Genomic DNA, 17,671 nt, shown 5'->3' with positions numbered 1-17,671 from the left:
ATCCCGGTCGTCAACCGTTTCCGGCAAGTCTCCGTTCCAGCCGCAGCGCCGCGTAGCTTAAGGGCAACGTCAGCACGAGATAGAGCAAGGCGACGAAGAGATAGGTATCGAAGGTCGCGTAGGTCTTGCCGGCCACCTGATCGCCGTAGTACATCAGGTCGAACCCGGCGAAGACGCCCAGAATCGACGAGTTTTTCACCAAATTGATGAACTGGTTGCTGAGCGGCGGGATAACGATCTTGATCGCCTGCGGCAGCACGACATGCCGCATCGTTCCCGTATACGACAAGCCCGAGGCTCTGGCCGCCTCCGTCTGTCCGGCCGGCACGCTCATGATGCCCGCCCTGATCGCTTCGGCGACGAACGAGGCGGTATAGACCATCAGCCCGATCGTGCCGCAGATGAATCCGCTCAGTGTAATGCCGATCGAGGGCAAGCCGTAGTAGAATACGAAAATCACCAGCAGCAGCGGGATGTTCCGGATGAACTCCACGTAGGCCGTGCCTGCCCACCGCAGCGGCTTGACGGACGAGATGCGGAATACGGCGATGATCGTCCCGATCGCGAAGCTGCCGAGCAGCGCGATGACGCTCGCCGCGACCGTGTTGCCGAACCCTTTCATATAGATTCCGAAATAATCCGTCCATATCGATATGTCCGGCATAGTAGTCCTCCCCTTCCCCCGTCTATGCAGAAGATGGGTGGCGGTCGGCCACCCATCTCGCTGCTTGCGGACGCTTTATTCCCCGGACGGGGCCTTGCCGATCCATTGCTCGTAGATCTTGTCGTAATCGCCGCTGTCGTGCAGCTTCTTCAGCCCTTCGTTCACGCTGTTCAGCAGGTCGGTCGAGCCCTTCTTGATCGCGATGCCGTACGGTTCGTCGGTAAACGGTTCCCCGACGACTACGTACCCCGGATCTTGGGCCTCCATGCCGTACAGGATCGCGTTGTCGGTCGTCAGCGTATCCCCTTGTCCCGCTTTGAGCGCGCTGAATGCATCCTGGTAATTGTCGAACTCCAGTACGGTCGCGTCCGGGGCCTTGGCTTTGATGTTGTCCACCGAGGTCGAGCCCTTGACGGCCAATACCTTCGTTCCCTTCTTGATGTCGTCGATGCTCGCGATGGGGCTGCCCTTCTTCACCAGCAGCGATTGGCCGGCCTTGAAGTACACGTCGGAGAAATCCACTTCTTTCCTGCGCTCTTCCGTAATCGTCATCGTGGCGACGATCATGTCGATATCGTTGTTGTTCAGCATCGGGATGCGGGTTTTAGACGTGACTTCCTTGAGCTCGAGCTTGGTCTCGTCCCCGAGGATTTGCTTCGCGAGCGCCTTGGCGATATCCACGTCGAACCCTTCGACCTTCCCGCTCGCGGGATCCTTCAGGCCGAACAGCTTCGTGTCGTACTTGACGCCGACGACGAGCTTGCCCCGGCTCTTGATCGCGTCCAGCGCGGACGACGTTTCGGACGGTTCCCCGCCGTTTGCGCCGCCGTTCGCACCGCCAGAGTTGTTGCCGTTCCCTCCCTCGTTACTGCCGCATCCCGTCAACGCAACGACGGCAAGCATCGTCACGATCACGAACGCCGTCATCCAACTTCTATTCTTCATGCCCTAAAACCCCTCTCCATGAGTTTGATCGTAACGAACGGTCGAACGATTGCTTGCATGCCTAGAATAAAAGGCCGCTAATGACGCAGCACCCGCTTGAGAAACAGGCGCGCCCTGTCCTCGCGCGGCTGCGCGAAGAATTCTTCCGGCGGGGCGATCTCCACGATACGGCCTTCGTCCATGAACACGACCCGGTCGGCGGCTTCGCGCGCGAAGCCCATCTCGTGCGTGACGACGAGCATCGTCATGCCTTCCCGCGCCAGCGTCTTCATGACGTCCAGCACCTCCCCGACCATCTCCGGGTCGAGCGCGGACGTCGGCTCGTCGAAGAGCATGATCTTCGGCTTCATGGCGAGTCCCCTCGCGATCGCCACGCGCTGCTGCTGCCCGCCCGACAATTGCGAAGGATACCGGTCCGCCTTGTCCCCGATGCCGACTTTCTCCAGATAAAACATCGCCGTCGCCATCGCTTCCGGCTTCGGGATGCCGAGCACCTTCATCGGAGCCAGCGTGATGTTGTCGATGACCTTCCTGTGGGGATAAAGGTTGAAATGCTGAAATACCATTCCGATGTCCCGCCGCAGCTTGTTGATGTCGGTCCCCTTATCGTTGACCTTTACTTCGTCCACGGTCAGGCTGCCGCTCGTAATCGTCTCGAGCCGATTGATGCACCGAAGCAGCGTGCTTTTCCCCGAGCCCGAAGGTCCGACCACGACGACGACCTCACCCTGCGCGACGCGCAGATCGATCGTCTTAAGCACATGAAAATCGCCGTAATGCTTCTCCACTTGCCGAAATTCGATCATCGGCATCCTCCTTTCCGCATCTCGCGCATAATCGGGACAAGTTATGTTATGTAAAATCACATGATGTGTAGATAATCATAACGAAAACCTACGCAATCCGATCGAATCCTACAGTTCGCCTGGAATTTCATGCCTGTCCCGAAATGGCAAAAAAGCCCGCATCGCTGCGGACCCTTCGTAGACCGTCTGTAGTTACTGCCCCTTGCGTCCAGTCAGGGCAACTGCTCCGTTTTGTATTCATGCCTCAGAATAGACATCACGATAAGGGATTCAAATACGTCTCCATTCAAGTAACTCTCCCGTAAAGTTCCTTCGCGCCGAAAGCCGACGGATTCATAAACATGCTGCGCCCTTCGATTGAAATCTTTCACGTCCAGCCATATCCGATGCGTTACGGTATTTTCAAATGCCCACTTCATCATCGCTTCCATGGCTTCTTTGCCATAACCGCGACCTTTGGCCTTCATCGTTATGCGTTTTACGCAAAGCGCCTTATTGGGATCTTTTAAGCCCGACAGGATCATATATCCGATTTTGACCCCCATGCTTCTCCTCGATAATGATATGACTGATATCCGCATTCGTTAAGGATTCCCGATGTTGTTCGAAAGTCCACTGCCCGACATATACGCTGTTTTCCGGATCGCTTTCAATGTCTGCGACAAACGTCAAATCGTCAAATGCCGTTCTTCGGAGGTTCAGCCTAGCAGATTGAATGACCATCATCGATCCCTCCTTCCTGATCATTGAATAGGTAGCAATTCGGAGTCGTCGCTGCATAATCCTGCCCGTCAGCTTGCCGTAGCACGATGGCACGCCATATCGGGAGCGGTACCTCTCCCGCCTCTTCCCTGCATTCGATTGCCCGAGATCGCAACCGTTAAACCTCCCATGAAATGAGAAAACCGCGTGTCCTATAGAGGATACGCGGTTGAATGGACGGATTTCATTCTCAAGCAAACGAAAGCTGCTTAGCCCGGCGAACATGACGTCGATCGCATCGTTGTCGACTCGTTGACCTCCGCGTCAATGCAGTCCGCCACGCTTGATTTACGCCTTAGGTCCTTGCCCCGCTTCGAGCAGGCGCTTTTTCGCCTCTTCGTACACGTGATCGGCAAGCGGTCCCTTCTGCGCGATACGAATATTTTCAGCCAAGTGTTCCGGGTTCTTCGTTCCGACGATCGTCGTGTTCATGCCGGGATGGCTAAGCGTGAACCGCAGCAAAAATCCGGTCCGGCTTTCGCCCTCGTCCAGCAATTCATCCAGCTTCGCGTCCTCCCAGATCGCCCACCGGTCCTGATTGCCAAGCCCGTGGCCGGGTTCGCCGCGGCCCACGCCGCCTCGAATGATCGTCCCCGCCCCCGCCGCCGCCGCTTGGGCGATGAGGTTCTCGTGGTCCCGCTCGAGCGCGGAATACGGGATCTGGAACGAATCGAACGCGCCTGATTCGATATAGGCCGCAATATGCGGGATCGTCGAGGAGATGCCGATCCAGCGCGCTTTGCCCGCCGCCTGAATTTCTTTCAGCACCTCGATCAAACCGCCTTCCTCCGTCTGTTCCAACGAAGGATTATGCAGCTGCAGCAAGTCCACGTAGTCCGTCTTCATTCTAGCCAGGCTTTCGTCGATATTGCGGAGCAGGTTCTCCCTCGTCCACACATGCGGCGTCTCGTCGTGATCGCCCGCATTGACGACCGTGCAGCCGCATTTGGTCGCCAGGATATACTCGCTGCGCCGGTGGCTGATGTAACGGCCGATGTACGCTTCGCTCAAGCCGTAATCATAAGCCGTATCGATAAAATTGATGCCCGAATCGAGCACCGCGTTCAAGATCCGCTCCGCTTCCGCTTCCGCTACCGGCCTTCCGCCCCAAATGCGGGGACCGCGAATCTCCATCGCGCCGAATCCAAGACGGCTTACTTCCAGACCGGTTCGGCCCAAGGCCGATTTTTGCAACTCGCTCACCGTACTCACCACTCCTTCGATCGAATCGTAAGGTACTGCCGGTCAAAACCTATTCATTCAACGCGCAATAGCCAGGCCGTTACCAAGCGTAAGCTTGCGGAGCTTCGCCGCCGGGTCCGGGGAAGATCTCGTCCAGACGCTTCATCGTATCGTCCGTCAGCTGGATCTCGACGACGCGCAGCGTGTTCTGGAATTGCTCCAGCGTGCGCGGTCCGATGATCGGCGCGGTCATCGCCGGATGCTTCAAGGTCCACGCGAGCGCGACGTTCGCTTCGCTCTCGCCGAGTTCCCGGCACAGGCTGGCGAATTGTTCCAGCTTGCCGCGGATCGCTTCCACCCGTTCCTGCGAGCGCGTGCTTCTCGAGCCGCCGGACGATTTGAGCGCGTTGCCTCCGAGCAGCCCGCCGTCCAATGGACTCCACGCGATGACGCCGATGCCGTGTTCCTCGGCCGCGGGAAGCACTTCCAATTCGGGCAATCTGCACAGCAGGCTGTATTTATGCTGTTCGGAGACGAGTCCGAGCGTATGTCTGGCTTTGGCTTCGTATTGGGCTTTCACCAGGTCCCGCCCGGCGAAGTTGCTGGCGCCGACATAGCTGATCTTCCCTTGGTTCACGTAGACTTGGAACGCTTCCCATAGCTCGTCCCAGCTGACGTTGCGGTCCACGTGGTGCATCTGATACAGCTCGACGTGATCCGTATTCAAGCGGCGCAGCGAGGCTTCCAGATGGCGGCGGATCTTGTACGCGGACAAGCCGCGCGCCGCGTTGGGGCCGTCGGCCGGATCGTCCATGTCGCCGTACACTTTGGTGGCCAGCACGACCTTCTCCCGGCGCCCGCCGCCCTGCGCGAACCAGCGTCCGATGATTTCCTCGGTTCTTCCCCTGTTGTCCTGTCCGCCGTAAACGTTGGCGGTATCGAAAAAGTTGACTCCGGCATCCAAAGCGGCGTCCATGATCCGAAATGATTCCTTCTCATCCGTTTCCGGTCCGAAATTCATCGTGCCCAGACACAATCGGCTGACCTTCAAGCCGGACTTTCCCAGGTAAGCGTATCTCATGATCTAGTTCCTCCCGATCTTCGAATTAAAATAATCCGCATGTTTCATAAAGATCTGCTCGACGCGTTCGACGATTTTGCCGTCCTGCTCGGATTGCCGTTTCACTTCGTTCCATTCTTCGTCCTGCGAGAACGCTTCCCATTGTCTGGTGCGTTCTTCCATGCTGACGTAGCTCATGGTGTAGTAGAGCTTCGGCTGCGCCTCCAGATCCTCCCAGAAGTCGCACACCTGCATGCCCAATCGGTCGAAAATGCCAAACGTATGCTCGGAAAAGCGCTTTCGAATCGCCTCGATCCTTCCCGGAAGAATCGTATAGATTCTCAACTCGTACAACATTCGTCCATCAGCTCCAATCGTATGCCCTCTCCAAGTATAGTAAACTCGTTCGGACCTGAGAAGGAGTGAAAAATGTTATATTAAGTTACCTGAAGGGAACTATTCCGGAGAAGCGCGCGGTAACGGCCGCCGAATTTGCCTGCCTTGACGGGTTTCTTCCCGATGAAATTCACCAAAGGCGATCTCCTTCATAAATTGTAGAAAATCGCCTACGGCGATCATCGAAGGAGCGCGCAAGCGAAATGAAATTAACGCTGGATATCGCAAAACTGCTGCTGAACGAAGCGGTGCGGAAATCGAAGGAGCTCGGGATCGTCGAAAACATCGCCGTCGTCGACGACGGCGGCAATCTGATCGCGTTCGAGCGGATGGACAATGGCAAGATCGCCGGCATCGCCATCGCGATCGATAAAGCATGGACCGCGATCGGGCTGCAGACCCCCACCGCCAATCTGTCGGCAACGTCCGTGCCGAACGGACCGCAATACGGCTTGAATACGACGAACAACGGGAGAGTCGTCGTTCTGGGCGGCGGCATTCCGCTCGTCACGAACGGCGGCCACTTCGTCGGGGCAATCGGAGTGAGCGGGAGCACGAGCGCCAACGATATCTTGGTGGCGCAGGCAGCGGCGACGCTATTCGCTTCCCTGCCGATCGCAAGAATCGGGTCGAGCGGCCTTCGCGCGCTGAACTTGTACTAAGCGGAGACCAACATGGCTACCTTTGAATTATAGAAGCGTCCGGCATAACGCGGATAGACGCGAAAAAGCCCGTTCAAGGCCTCAGGAAAGGCCGGGAACGGGCTTTTGCTTGCTTGAAAATTCCATGATGGCATTTCGCCGGCTCGCGCCGCTGTCGCGGTTCGTTACCAAGCGGTCGCGCCGCTGTCGACCGCATAGTTGGCCCCCGTAATGTAAGACGCCCGATCGGACGCGAGGAAAGCCGCCAGCTCCACGACTTCCTCCGGCCTTCCGAAGCGCTTGAGAAGCGTCTTGCCGGTAATCGCGTCCCGGGCCGCCTGGTTGTCGCCGAGGTCGCGGTCGCTCGCCGGAGTCAGGATCGGGCCGGGACTGATCGCTACCGAGCGTATGCCGTGAGGCGCGCCTTCGAGCGCGAATTGGCGCGTCATGGCGATGACGCCGGCGTTCGCCGCGCCGTGCGCGACCATCGGCGGGGTCTCACCGGCGATCATGCTCGCCATGGACGCGACGTTGATGATCGCGCCTCCGCCGCGCTTCACCAGATGCGGCCACGCGTACTTCGACACGAAGAAAGGAATGTCGAGTTCGCCGGCGATCGTCGCCCGCCAGTGCTCGATCGCAAAATCGGGCATCGGACCGAAATACTGCATCGCCGCATTGTTGTAGTCGACGTCGAGCCCGCCGTAAGCGGACACCGCATCCTCGACGAGCTTCCGCGCTTGCTCGGGATCCGTGAGATCGATCGGCGCGATGCTCGTCATCTCGCCGCCTGCGCGGCGTACGAGCTCGGCCGTCTCGTCGTTCGATTCCGCCTTGATGTCGCTCCCGACGACCTTCGCCCCTTCCCGCGCAAACGTAAGCGCGGCGACGCGACCCTGACCGTCTCCGGTTCCGGTGATCAGCACGACTTGGTCGGGCGGCCGAAATGCTGCACATCGCCCAGCAGCCGCTGAGCTTCCAGATCAAGCGGCTGGAAGACGAGCTCGATGCCAATCAACAGCTGTTCGATGATTTTATCGCGCTCTGTCATCTGGCCGGCTTCAGCCCTCGAATCGCCTAGGAAGCGACGACCGAATCGGCGATCATCGGCCTGGTGGCGGCGGGAATCGGGGTGACGGTAGTCGCGAGCAGCCTCGGCGGCGTGCGGCCGAACGAAGTCGCTTATAGGCGGCCGAGCGACCCGCCGATGATTAGCGAGGCAGCATTAGTATGGAAGGAGGACAAGCGCCTGCCATTGCTGCAAGACCTTTGCCGGATCGCGCGGGAAGCGATCCCGCAAGATGAATCAGGCGACCAGCTTCAATAACGATATTGAAGGCCGATAATCGCGACGGACGGCGAAGCTTCTTTCGCCGTTTCGGCGTCTCGTTTATTACCGTGCATTGCAATAACCGAGCCCGACAGCAGACGAAAAGCAACGATCAGCCGAATATCGGCTTCGGATACGTCCGAGGCGCGGAACGACCGGCAAGCCCGGAAGGAGCGTCGGTTTGAAGCCGGTGAACGATGGCTTTTTGCGCGTCCATTTTGCATGCCGCGAGTTTAGGAAGGCTGGCAGGATAAACTTCCGCTGACGTGGTTATCCTAAGCAACGGCAGCGATACGCATCATAGTGGCTCGTAACAATAATATGCGGTTGACAATGAGAGCTATGGGCATATAATATTAACTAACCGGTTAGTTATATAACCGGCATTTCACCGAAAGAAGGAATTCAGATGTCTAAAATAGCGATCGTCACCGGCGGAAGCCGCGGTTTGGGCCGCAACACCGTTCTGAATCTTGCAAAACGCGGCGTAGATGCCATATTCACGTATCATTCCAATCAGGCAGAAGCGGAGGCCGTCGTTGGTCTGGTCCGCGAAGCGGGACGCAAAGCAATCGCCCTCCAGCTCGACACGAGCAAAGCCGGCTCGTTCGACGCGTTCGTGCAAAGCGCGGGACAAGCGCTGAAGGAGCTTGGCGCGGAGCGCTTCGATTACCTGGTCAATAACGCCGGCACTTCGCATCACCAATCCTTCGCCGAGACGACCGAGGAGGAATTGGACACCTTGTACAATGTCCACTTCAAAGGCGTGTTCTTCTTGACGCAAAAGCTCCTTCCGCTCATCAATGACGGCGGACGGATCGTGAACGTCTCGACGGGACTAACCCGCATCGTTACGCCGGGCAGCGCGGCCTACGCCTCGATGAAGGGCGCTGTCGAGACCCTTACCAAATATCAAGCCAAAGAACTCGGCGCGCGCGGCATCGCCGTCAACGCGGTCGCGCCGGGAGCGATCGCGACCGATTTCAGCGGCGGCATGGTCCGCGACAACCCGGATTTGAACAAGCGCGTCGCGGAAATAACGGCGCTCGGCCGCGCCGGCGAGCCCGACGATATCGGCCCGATGATCGCCTCGCTGCTCTCCGAGGACAACCGCTGGGTCAATGCGCAGCGCATCGAAGTCTCGGGCGGCATGTCGATCTGATCGCAGCGAAAGGGGCGCCGCAGCCGGCGCCCCTTTCTTATGTTTCAATGCTGTTGTGCCAACGCTCTTTCCCCCGTCAGCAACGAATGACGCGCAGCCTGGGCCACGAACGATTAGCGCGGCAGTTCCACGGATACTTCGCGGCGGGATTCCGCCGAGCGCAGCACGCCGTCGATAATGGCTTGCTGAATGAGAATCTGATCGCCCGGAATCGGAGCCGGCAGGCCGTCCCGAACCGCTTCGGCAAAGTCATGCACTTTCCGGTCGAACAGGTTCAACTGATGCTCGATGATCGGAATCGGCGTCGAAGTATGGGCGCCGAACTCGTCATGGTAGAGCGTGATGGAGCCGACCGAGCCGTCCCATACGCCGGACCACGGCCCTACGCCGGCAGGCGTTACTTTCAGGCCGGCGTCCGTGCCGAGGAACATCGTCGCGCCGAGCGTATCCATGTGCATCGCCCAGGAGATCTTGAACTGCAGCACGAGGTCGTTCTCGAAGCGCACCATCGCGACGCCGAAATCCTCGACCTCGAAATTGCTCGCTTCCGGATGATACAGATTATTCGCCCCGAAATGGTTCGACGTGAATGCGGACACCGTCAGCGGACGCGGATAGCCGAGCGTGTTCAGCGCCATGTCCAGCGAGTAGCAGCCGATATCGGCCATCGCGCCGGCGCCGGCAAGCTTCTTGCTGATGAACGTGCCGCCGGGCATGCCGCGGCGGCGTCCGCCGCCCGTCTCGACGTAGTACACGTTGCCGAGGCGTCCGGATTGCACGATTTTTTGCAGCAGTTTCATATTCGGGTCATAGCGCGGCTGGAAGCCGAGCGTGAGCATTTTTCCGCTTTCCTTGGCGGCTTGCGTCATCTCGATGCCTTCCTGAAGCGTGACGGACATCGGTTTCTCTAGCAGCACGTTCTTGCCGGCGCGCAACGCGTCGACCGTCGTGACGTGATGCGATACGTTCGGCGTGCAGATGCTGACGCCGTCCAGCTCCATGCGCAGCAGCTCGGTGTGGCTGTCGAAGGTCGCCGCTTCCGTCAGCGCCTGCGCCTCCGCAAACGCGGCCGCTTTGCCCGGGATAACGTCCGCTACGCCGACGATCTCGACATACGGCAGCTTTTTATACGCGGATACGTGGGATTTGGCAATGCCCCCGGTTCCGATGATGCCAATTCGCAGCTTTTCGCTCATGGTCCGATCCTTCTTCCTATGAATGTGGTTGAAGTGCAGCTCGATATAAATAAAGACACAAAATGAAGATAGCATATCGCCGCGGCAATGTTTACTTCAACTTGATGTCACGCGATGTGCGATTTTGCGACAGGTCGGCGCGAGGAGCCTATCGAATAATGGCGGCGAGCAGCGTGCGGTCATCACGGTCCTCGTCCCACTCCAATTCCAGCATGCCGGCCGACTCATCGTCGTTCGAAACGATCGTTTGCGAAGACAAATGACTCCCTCGTTTTGCCGGAAAACATACCGGGTGGCGCAGCACTGCCAATGCCCTGCCATAATGCCCGCGCATGGAAAAAGCGCCGCCCGCTTCCGTTCGACGGAAGGCAAAGCGGCGGTCGATCTTTTCCCCTTTATGGCTTTTCTTTCCTGCGGGCTGCTTGCTTGATTAGCCTTTAACGCCTCCCGCCGTCATGCCCTCGATAAAATACTTTTGAAAGAACAAGAATACGGCCAGAATCGGAAGAATCGCGAGCACCGCGCCGGAGATCAGCATATCGAAGTTATTGCCGTACGGCGTCAGCAGCGTGGACAGCCCGATCGGAATCGTGAGCTGCTCGTTGGTGCGGAGCACGATCAGCGGCCACAGGAAGTTGTTCCAGCTGAATAGCGCCTGCAGGATGGCCATCGACGAGAAAGCCGGCGCCATCAAGGGCATCATGATCCGGAAAAACATGCCGAACTCCGTACAGCCGTCTACGCGGCCCGCATCCAGAAAATCGCGCGGAAGCCCGGAGGCGTATTGACGAAAGAAGAAGATCGGCAGCGGGGCTACGGCAAACGGAAGAATGATTCCCCAAATGTTGTTAATCAGCTTGAGCGATATCGATAGCTTATACAGCGGCAGCATGATGATCTCGATGGGGATCATCATCATCACAAGCACAAGAACGAAGATCAGGTTGCGAAGTCGGAATTGATAAACGGCAAGTCCGTACCCGACCATCGATGACAGCAACAGGCAAAGTACGGTAAATACGGCCGTTATCAGCAAGCTGTTCCAATACCAGGTTAAATAGAGCGATTCGCCGGTGAACAAGTAGCTATAGTTCTTGAGCGAAAAGATCGCTGGGTCGATCTTCAAATTCAGTCCGAAGCGCATCAATTCCTGCGCGGGCTTGAAGGAAGCGATGATCAGCGTGACGATCGGAAATACCGCGAATGCACCGAACAAGATGAATAGCAGAACCATAGACGCGGTATAGACCGACCGCTTGCGTTTTTTGGCGGTGTCCACCGTTCATTCCTCCTTCCGGAACATGCCGAACAGCTTGAGCTGCACGATCGTGACCGCAATGGTGATCAGGAGAAGCACGATGCCCACCGCCGAACCGAGTCCGAGGTTATTCTGCTCGAGGCCGTTGCGGTATAAGTAACCGACGATCGTCAGGCCGATATCGTTCGGGGAGCGATTCCCCGACCACAGCATATAACTCTCGGTGAACATGGAATAACCGCCGTAAATGCTGATCGTAAATACGTAAATGCTGATCGGTTTTAGCAGGGGAAGCGTAATGCGGCTGAATTTGTTCCAGGTGTTGGCCCCGTCGATATCCGCGGATTCATAGAGCTCCTTCGGGATGTTCTGCAAGCCGGCCATGAAGTACAGCAGGTTCACGCCGATCCATCGCCAGCACGCCAGCAGCACAAGCGCGAACATGCCCAGTGCTTCACTGCGCAGCCATCGCTGCGGGTCGAAGCCGAGCGAGACGACTATGGTGTTCATCAGCGAGCCTTCCAGTTCGCCGAAAGCCAGACGGAAGACGGTACCGGCTACCACGACCGAGGTGAGCGCCGGGATGAACAACGTGGAACGGAAGAAGTTTTTGAGCACCATCGTTTTGGAATTCAGGAAGACAGCCAGAACAAGCGGCAAAGGAATGAGGATGAGAACGGTGTAGAACGTATACTTGCTGCTATTGACGATGGCCTTCCAGAAGATCGGGTTCCACAGCTTCTCATAGTTATCGGTGCCTATGTATTGTACCTGGCCGGGCAGTACCTGTTGAAAGCTCATATTCACCGCGGAAATCACCGGATATGCAAAGAAAAGGGCAAACGAAATGAGAAACGGGAGGACGAATAGCCACGGGGCAATTTTCTGCGAATACAGGATGCGGGTCAGCTTGCGCCGTCCATTGATCCCTGCCGTTCTGTCAGCCGTTGCCGGTGAAGCATTCTCCATCAGAGGCCCGCCTTTCGTATTCCGGCACCGCGGGCTCGGGCATAGACCGCGCGGTGCCGGAAGTTATACTATTTCAGTTGATTCGCGGCATCCGACAACACCTTGTCGACGTCTTCGTTATCCAGGAGTATGCGCGTAATCACGCTTGTTTTGAAAGCGTCCGAAATCGCCGGCGTGTTCTCGTTGACGACGACGCCTTCGATCTCGCCCTTCACTTCCGTCAGGACGTCGAAAATGTCAGGGCCGAAATAATCCGTGAATTTGTTCGATTCCTTCAGCTCCGGCGCATTCCAGACATCCGAACGGAGCGGGTCGAAGCCGAGCTGCTTCCAGATCTCGATGTTGCCTTCCCTGGAAAGCTTGGCGTAAGCCAGGAATGCCTTGGCGGCCTCCTGATTTTTGGACGTTTTGGTCACTGCCGTACCCGTGCCTCCCATGCCTGCGGAACGCGGCTCGCCCTCTTTCCAGACCGGCATCGGTTTAATGACGATCTTGCCTTTGAGGTCCGGCATATAGTCGGTGAACCGTCCCATGTACCACATCGGCATCCAGACCGAAGCGGCTCCGCCGCCGTTCATCATGCCGTAATATTCTTCTGCGTGATGGTTGCCGCCTGGCGTCAGAATCGCGATTTTGGATTTAATCAGGTTCTGCTGCCATTTCAACGGTCCGGAAACGACCGGACTGGTGATGTTCAGTTGTCCGTCGGCGGTTTGCAAGTCATCTTTGCCGGGAGCCTGCGCGACCTGAGGCATGAGGCTCCAGAGGTCGGAGGTCTCGAGCGTCGTCATCGGAACGCCGGCGGCATCCAGCACCTTCCTGCCTGCCGCTTCGTAATCGGCCCATGTCACGATGTCATCCGGATTCACGCCGGCTTTGTCCAGGATTTCTTTGTTGTAGTAAATGACGGCCGCCCCGACGTGGAAGTCGATCCCGTAGTAGTTGCCGTCCTTGGCGTAGATGTCCAATCGGGACTTGACGAGGTTGTTCAATTCAGGTTCGACGATGTCGTTGAGAGGCAAGAGCTGAGGATCGCCTTTGAGGAAGTTCGGAAACTTGTTAAGCTCGATGTCGGCCAGATCGGGCGCCCCGGTGCCCGACTGCAGGGCAACGAGCAATTTGTTATGCATGTCTTCGTACGGAAAGACGCTGACGCTGAGCTGAATTTCCTTGCCCGGATTGGCTTCGTTCCAGCGTTTGGCCATTTCGTCGTAAAACGTCTTGTGAAGCTCATTAAACGTCCACATTTCCAGCTTGGTTCCTCCCGATGACGAACCTCCGGAATCGGAAGCAGACTCGGAGTCTTTCGACTTGTCGTCGCTTGAACAAGCAGCCAATACCAGGACGAGCGCCACCATTAGAGACAATATCCAGAGCACTTGCTTTTTCACATCGTATCCCCCTCGAATTTAGGTTGGTACGCTTGCATCCCCTGAGGGATTCAAGCCGGAGCTGATACGTCAGACTGACCCGGATGTTTAGTTTAATAAAACCTAAAACTGTTTACTTTTTTATCATAGATTCCAGCATTTGACTTTGTCAATATTTTTTATTAAAGCGCTTTCTATTCCTTTTTAACCATTTTTCTACATTTTTCGCCAATAGAGCAGCATGCCTTTTTATCTTTATCCCGCGAAACGCGCCTTAGCTATTCTCATCAATTCGCATTATGTTTATAATAAATGATACGGTAAGGAATGGGGGCTTTTCGGTTGATCCATATCAAACACCTTCGATCCGGTCTACATATTTTTAAAGCCTTGAGTTCCGATATCCGAATAGAGATTCTGGAACTGCTGGCCAAGCACAACTGCCTTAATCTAAACGAAATCGCCGAAAAGCTCGGACTGACCAACGGCGCCATCACGATGCACATCAGAAAGCTCGAAGAAAGCGGCCTGATCGATATTACGACGGCTGTCGGCAAACATGGACTCCAGAAGATTTGTTATCTGAACGAGGACATGCTCACCGTCGAGCTGCGCCACGAAGTTGCTGGCCATAATCTGTATGAAGTCGAAATCAAGGTCGGCCACTACACGGATTATCGAGTGGAACCGACATGCGGCCTGGCGACCAAAGACAGCATTATCGGAGAATTCGACAATCCCAGCTATTTTGCGGATCCTCAGCGTATCAACGCCGGAATCGTCTGGCTGACGCGCGGATATCTGGAGTACCGGATACCCAAATATCTGAAGCAGCGCCAAAGGATCGGCGAGTTGCAATTCATTATGGAGCTCGGCTCTGAAGCGCCGTCCTACAATAACGATTATCCCTCCGACATCGTCTTCTCCGTTAACAGCAAAGAAGTAGGCATGTGGACGTCGCCCGGCGATTTCGGCGGCGAGAAAGGCAAGGTCGCGCCCGATTGGTGGCCGCCCCACCTCAACCAATACGGCCTGCTCAAAATGGTTCGCATCAATGAAAACGGCACGTTCCTCGACGGAATCCGGATATCGGAAACGACGATTCGTGACGTGGAGCTGCAGCACAGCTCCGACATTCGTTTCCGGATCGGCGTCTGCGAGACCGGACAGGTAGGCGGGCTCACGCTCTATGGCTCGCACTTCGGTAACTACAAGCAGGATATCATCGCAAGGGTCCTTTATGACGCCGTCGAGTGACCCCGTGAGCCGTATGGACGTTATCGGTCATCTTGCCCCCCATTACCGATAATCGGCCGGCGTAAAACCGGAATCCCGCTTGCTTGGCGAGCGGGATTCCGGTTTAGCTTTGCTGAAACAGCCAGTGCAGGATCACGGCGGCCTGCGAACGGTTCGCACGCGCTTTCGGTTCGAATTTGCCGTCGGCCATACCTCGGATCATACAGCCCTTCTGCATAGGGCAGAAAAACCACGTCCCCAGAACGTGGTTTTTTGCTGCTTTTCGATACAGCTATTCCTTGACCGCGCCGTCCCTGTTCGTAAGCCGATAAGCGTGATATTGTCGAACACATCATTTCGCGACAGGCTGCCGAGGTGTCCGGCAAACCCTTAAGCAATCGAAGCTCCCTTTCTTTCTTCCCCGGGATCCCTACCAAGTTCGGGCAGCAATTCCCGGTCATGCAAAAACGGAACGCCGCAAAGTTGATCTTTGCTTCGTTCCGTTTTCGGTTACGTTTGCGCTCTTTTATTTAATGGCATGAATCATTGCCGGAGCGCCGGCAGCGGCGCGAACGTCATCGCGATCGGGAGATTGCTTCCCGAGGCGATCGTGAACACGATATCGACCGCTTCCTCGCTGTCTCCCGTGCGGTACAGAACGGCAGACTGGGCATTGTTCCTCAGCGCCTGGTTGTTCGCGACCGTTACGAGCTGCCCGTTCACGAGGAACGCGCCCGTGTATAACCCGCCGCGCGCATTCAATGCGATCATGGTGCGCGGCGCGACATGCGACAGATGCATCCGGTACAGCACGCCGAAATTGCCCAGATTATATTCCAGCTGCCCCGTCGTCTCGTCGATGCCATCCAGAATCGTGTCGACCGTCTTGTCGCCGAACATGACGCGCATCGGCGTATCGCCGATCTGGTCGTCGATGTCGATCGAGCGGTCGGCGCTGTAGAACGTGCCTCTGACATGCACGCCGTCCCGCGGCATCACCGGCAGGTTCGGCAGCTGGGCTACCGGGTCCTTCCCGACCGCGGTGACGACGATGTTGTAGACCAACTCCTTGTCGGAATATACGTCCACGTAGGAACTAAGCGAATCGTTCGGCTTCAGCGGCGTTTTGGCGATCTCGGGCAGAATCTCCTTCGTCTCGCCGGGACGGATCGTCGACCACTGCGGCGAAGGGTTGCTGGCCAGCGAGGTCAGATAGCGGGACGCGGACAGCTTGCCCGCGAGCTCCGGCGAAGGCGTCGGTCCGCCCATGCCCGCGGCGCTCTTGTTATAATTCACCGTGGAACTTCCCATGTTGGTCGCCAGCAGGTGAATCGTGACGGGATATCCGATTTTGTTGACGTTATGGAACATGAACCGTACTTTGTCCGACAGCTGGGCATTGTACTCGATGCCTTCTTGAACCAGCGTCTCCGGGCTGTTGCTGCGCACCATCTGGGCCGCTTCCGACACGATCCGGTATTTGTACGAAGGGAAGTTCAGCACCGCTTGACCGTCCACCGCGAAGATATCCCCCGTGGCCGCGAATAACTGATCGTAATCGTCCTTCGTGTAAAGCACCTCGTTCGTGACCGTCACCGTCTTCGTCACCGTCGACGTCAGGCCGTCCTTGTCCTCGACGGTCAGCGTGACGGCTTTGTCCCCCGGTTCGAAGAACGCCTTGTCGTTGCCCGTGAACGTGCTGCGGACGATCGCGTTGCCGTCATCGGTGCTCAGATCCGTATAGGTTACGGTCTCGCCGATCCGGTACTGCGGCTTATCCGTGGCGAAATTCGCGACCGGCGGCAGGTTCGGCGCCAGTACGGTCACGGTGACGGAGTACGGATCGCTCCAGACGCCGTTGCTGTCCTCCACTTCTCTCGTGACGACATACGTGCCCGCCTCGGGGAACACGTCCATCCGGCCGTTCCAACGTTCGTCCACGAACGGCAAGCCCGTCGCGTTCGTCGCATGGTCCACGTACGTGACCAACGTTTGGCCCGCATAGATCGCGGCAGGCTGCACTTCGAAATCCGCCGTCGGTTTCGGCGGGATGACCGCCGTCGACCACTTCAGCGTGATCTCCTTGCCCACGACCGCGATCGTGCTGTCCGCCATCTCGCCCCAGGAACGAAGCGGCACCATGAGATAGCCGTTCGAGATGAAAGCCGCGCCAGTCAGCTTGGTCGGAACGCCGTCCCGGGTAGCGGCGTCGCTGCCGATCTTGAAGACGAGCTGATGCGTATCGCTCTTCGCGATGGATTCCTTCTTCAGGGCATCGTACGATATTTTATAGCCGTAGCGAGCGGCAATGGAGCTGAACGGGATAAATGTCCGGCCGTTAATGGAGACGACGGGCTGCGCGGATTGATACGTCGATCCGTTATGGACCATGTTGGCGCTCCCCATCGTCAACACCAATTTATCCGTGGCGGCCGTCTGCCCGGCGGGGCTTACGCCCTCCGCGGAAGCGTCATTCGATACCGCATAACCAAAAGACAACAATAAGAACGATACAATCAACAGCCATTTCAACGATTTCATGCCCTGTCTCCTCTTCTCTCTCGTATGCCCCGACGCAGGTTCGCGTCCAATGCAAGCCGTCTGTCGACGGCTTCGGTTAGTTTGACGTCACATGCCTAGCGATAGTTGCGAGAAAATGGAAAGCGCCATTTTTTGGACACATTTCGGATCGCG

The 17,671-nt window shown here is 57.0% G+C and carries 17 protein-coding genes and 1 pseudogene; 5 read left to right on the top strand and 13 right to left on the bottom strand.

From position 1 onward, the window contains the following. Nucleotides 1-10 precede the first annotated feature (10 nt). The 7 genes from GT019_RS28395 to GT019_RS28365 all read right to left on the bottom strand — a co-directional run bounded on the left by GT019_RS28395 (nucleotide 11) and on the right by GT019_RS28365 (nucleotide 5,776). Nucleotides 11-664 carry an amino acid ABC transporter permease gene (locus tag GT019_RS28395; protein ID WP_161746823.1) on the bottom strand — a complete coding sequence of 218 codons (654 nt, stop codon included), beginning with the start codon at nucleotides 662-664 and terminating at the stop codon, nucleotides 11-13. 75 nt (nucleotides 665-739) lie between these two features. Further along, entirely contained in the window at nucleotides 740-1,609 is an 870-nt protein-coding gene (locus tag GT019_RS28390) for a transporter substrate-binding domain-containing protein (protein ID WP_161746822.1), read from the bottom strand. A 77-nt stretch (nucleotides 1,610-1,686) separates the two neighbouring features. Then, nucleotides 1,687-2,415: an amino acid ABC transporter ATP-binding protein gene (locus GT019_RS28385; protein WP_161746821.1), complete on the bottom strand. Its 729-nt coding sequence runs from the start codon at nucleotides 2,413-2,415 to the stop codon at nucleotides 1,687-1,689. Nucleotides 2,416-2,627: 212 nt separating this feature from the next. Beyond that, nucleotides 2,628-2,960 carry a GNAT family N-acetyltransferase gene (locus tag GT019_RS28380; RefSeq protein WP_161746820.1) on the bottom strand — a complete coding sequence of 111 codons (333 nt, stop codon included), beginning with the start codon at nucleotides 2,958-2,960 and terminating at the stop codon, nucleotides 2,628-2,630. 505 nt (nucleotides 2,961-3,465) lie between these two features. Then, on the bottom strand, nucleotides 3,466-4,380 hold the full coding sequence (locus tag GT019_RS28375) for an aldo/keto reductase (protein WP_328804054.1): 915 nt from the start codon (nucleotides 4,378-4,380) through the stop codon (nucleotides 3,466-3,468). Nucleotides 4,381-4,459: 79 nt separating this feature from the next. After that, nucleotides 4,460-5,440: an aldo/keto reductase gene (locus GT019_RS28370; RefSeq protein ID WP_161746819.1), complete on the bottom strand. Its 981-nt coding sequence runs from the start codon at nucleotides 5,438-5,440 to the stop codon at nucleotides 4,460-4,462. A 3-nt stretch (nucleotides 5,441-5,443) separates the two neighbouring features. Further along, nucleotides 5,444-5,776 (bottom strand): NIPSNAP family protein, encoded by a 333-nt coding sequence (locus GT019_RS28365; RefSeq protein WP_161746818.1) that lies wholly within the window; start codon nucleotides 5,774-5,776, stop codon nucleotides 5,444-5,446. A gap of 242 nt (nucleotides 5,777-6,018) precedes the next feature. Here GT019_RS28365 and GT019_RS28360 point away from each other — a divergent pair, with 242 nt between their 5' ends. Further along, on the top strand, nucleotides 6,019-6,477 hold the full coding sequence (locus tag GT019_RS28360) for a GlcG/HbpS family heme-binding protein (protein ID WP_161746817.1): 459 nt from the start codon (nucleotides 6,019-6,021) through the stop codon (nucleotides 6,475-6,477). 164 nt (nucleotides 6,478-6,641) lie between these two features. Here GT019_RS28360 and GT019_RS28355 read toward each other — a convergent pair whose 3' ends face one another. Next, nucleotides 6,642-7,382, bottom strand: a complete 741-nt coding sequence (locus GT019_RS28355) for an SDR family NAD(P)-dependent oxidoreductase (protein ID WP_161746816.1) — start codon at nucleotides 7,380-7,382, stop codon at nucleotides 6,642-6,644. A gap of 14 nt (nucleotides 7,383-7,396) precedes the next feature. On the opposite strand from GT019_RS28355, the pseudogene GT019_RS28350 reads away from it, so the two are divergent. The 3 genes and pseudogenes from GT019_RS28350 to GT019_RS28340 all read left to right on the top strand — a co-directional run. After that, nucleotides 7,397-7,537: pseudogene (locus GT019_RS28350) on the top strand (LysR family transcriptional regulator); the annotation flags it as partial. A gap of 21 nt (nucleotides 7,538-7,558) precedes the next feature. Further along, nucleotides 7,559-7,783: a type 2 periplasmic-binding domain-containing protein gene (locus GT019_RS32725; protein WP_407945110.1), complete on the top strand. Its 225-nt coding sequence runs from the start codon at nucleotides 7,559-7,561 to the stop codon at nucleotides 7,781-7,783. A 412-nt stretch (nucleotides 7,784-8,195) separates the two neighbouring features. Beyond that, nucleotides 8,196-8,948 (top strand): SDR family NAD(P)-dependent oxidoreductase, encoded by a 753-nt coding sequence (locus GT019_RS28340; protein WP_161746813.1) that lies wholly within the window; start codon nucleotides 8,196-8,198, stop codon nucleotides 8,946-8,948. A 113-nt stretch (nucleotides 8,949-9,061) separates the two neighbouring features. Here the strand turns inward: GT019_RS28340 and GT019_RS28335 are convergent, their stop codons facing one another. The 4 genes from GT019_RS28335 to GT019_RS28320 form a co-directional block, all read right to left on the bottom strand. Then, nucleotides 9,062-10,144 carry a Gfo/Idh/MocA family protein gene (locus GT019_RS28335; RefSeq protein WP_161746812.1) on the bottom strand — a complete coding sequence of 361 codons (1,083 nt, stop codon included), beginning with the start codon at nucleotides 10,142-10,144 and terminating at the stop codon, nucleotides 9,062-9,064. A gap of 430 nt (nucleotides 10,145-10,574) precedes the next feature. Then, entirely contained in the window at nucleotides 10,575-11,378 is an 804-nt protein-coding gene (locus GT019_RS28330; RefSeq protein WP_161746840.1) for a carbohydrate ABC transporter permease, read from the bottom strand. Between the two features lie 48 nt (nucleotides 11,379-11,426). Further along, nucleotides 11,427-12,371: a carbohydrate ABC transporter permease gene (locus tag GT019_RS28325; protein ID WP_161746811.1), complete on the bottom strand. Its 945-nt coding sequence runs from the start codon at nucleotides 12,369-12,371 to the stop codon at nucleotides 11,427-11,429. Nucleotides 12,372-12,439: 68 nt separating this feature from the next. After that, complete coding sequence (locus GT019_RS28320) at nucleotides 12,440-13,762, bottom strand: ABC transporter substrate-binding protein (RefSeq protein WP_328804052.1); 1,323 nt, start codon at nucleotides 13,760-13,762, stop codon at nucleotides 12,440-12,442. A gap of 321 nt (nucleotides 13,763-14,083) precedes the next feature. Here GT019_RS28320 and GT019_RS28315 point away from each other — a divergent pair, with 321 nt between their 5' ends. After that, the gene (locus GT019_RS28315) at nucleotides 14,084-14,998 is read left to right on the top strand and encodes an ArsR/SmtB family transcription factor (protein ID WP_161746810.1); all 915 of its coding nucleotides are present in this window, start codon (nucleotides 14,084-14,086) and stop codon (nucleotides 14,996-14,998) included. 522 nt (nucleotides 14,999-15,520) lie between these two features. On the opposite strand, the gene GT019_RS28310 is transcribed toward GT019_RS28315, so the two are convergent. Further along, nucleotides 15,521-17,518 carry a stalk domain-containing protein gene (locus GT019_RS28310; RefSeq protein WP_161746809.1) on the bottom strand — a complete coding sequence of 666 codons (1,998 nt, stop codon included), beginning with the start codon at nucleotides 17,516-17,518 and terminating at the stop codon, nucleotides 15,521-15,523. Nucleotides 17,519-17,671: the final 153 nt, after the last annotated feature.

The sequence above is a fragment of the Paenibacillus glycinis genome, from assembly GCF_009909185.1.
GTDB lineage: Bacteria > Bacillota > Bacilli > Paenibacillales > Paenibacillaceae > Paenibacillus_Z > Paenibacillus_Z glycinis.
The sequence above is the reverse complement of the archived record's forward strand: the minus strand, read 5'-3'. Positions and strand labels throughout refer to the sequence as shown.

Bases quoted from the DNA above. Each gene is read 5' to 3' on its own strand.
- GT019_RS28395 (WP_161746823.1), bottom strand. From the start codon at position 664: ATGCCGGACATATCGATATGGACGGATTATTTCGGAATCTATATGAAA.
- GT019_RS28370 (WP_161746819.1), bottom strand. From the start codon at position 5,440: ATGAGATACGCTTACCTGGGAAAGTCCGGCTTGAAGGTCAGCCGATTG.
- GT019_RS28335 (WP_161746812.1), bottom strand. From the start codon at position 10,144: ATGAGCGAAAAGCTGCGAATTGGCATCATCGGAACCGGGGGCATTGCC.
- GT019_RS28365 (WP_161746818.1), bottom strand. From the start codon at position 5,776: ATGTTGTACGAGTTGAGAATCTATACGATTCTTCCGGGAAGGATCGAG.
- GT019_RS28380 (WP_161746820.1), bottom strand. From the start codon at position 2,960: ATGGGGGTCAAAATCGGATATATGATCCTGTCGGGCTTAAAAGATCCC.
- GT019_RS28390 (WP_161746822.1), bottom strand. From the start codon at position 1,609: ATGAAGAATAGAAGTTGGATGACGGCGTTCGTGATCGTGACGATGCTT.
- GT019_RS28340 (WP_161746813.1), top strand. From the start codon at position 8,196: ATGTCTAAAATAGCGATCGTCACCGGCGGAAGCCGCGGTTTGGGCCGC.
- GT019_RS28385 (WP_161746821.1), bottom strand. From the start codon at position 2,415: ATGATCGAATTTCGGCAAGTGGAGAAGCATTACGGCGATTTTCATGTG.
- GT019_RS28310 (WP_161746809.1), bottom strand. From the start codon at position 17,518: ATGAAATCGTTGAAATGGCTGTTGATTGTATCGTTCTTATTGTTGTCT.
- GT019_RS28360 (WP_161746817.1), top strand. From the start codon at position 6,019: ATGAAATTAACGCTGGATATCGCAAAACTGCTGCTGAACGAAGCGGTG.
- GT019_RS28325 (WP_161746811.1), bottom strand. From the start codon at position 12,371: ATGGAGAATGCTTCACCGGCAACGGCTGACAGAACGGCAGGGATCAAT.
- GT019_RS28330 (WP_161746840.1), bottom strand. From the start codon at position 11,378: ATGGTTCTGCTATTCATCTTGTTCGGTGCATTCGCGGTATTTCCGATC.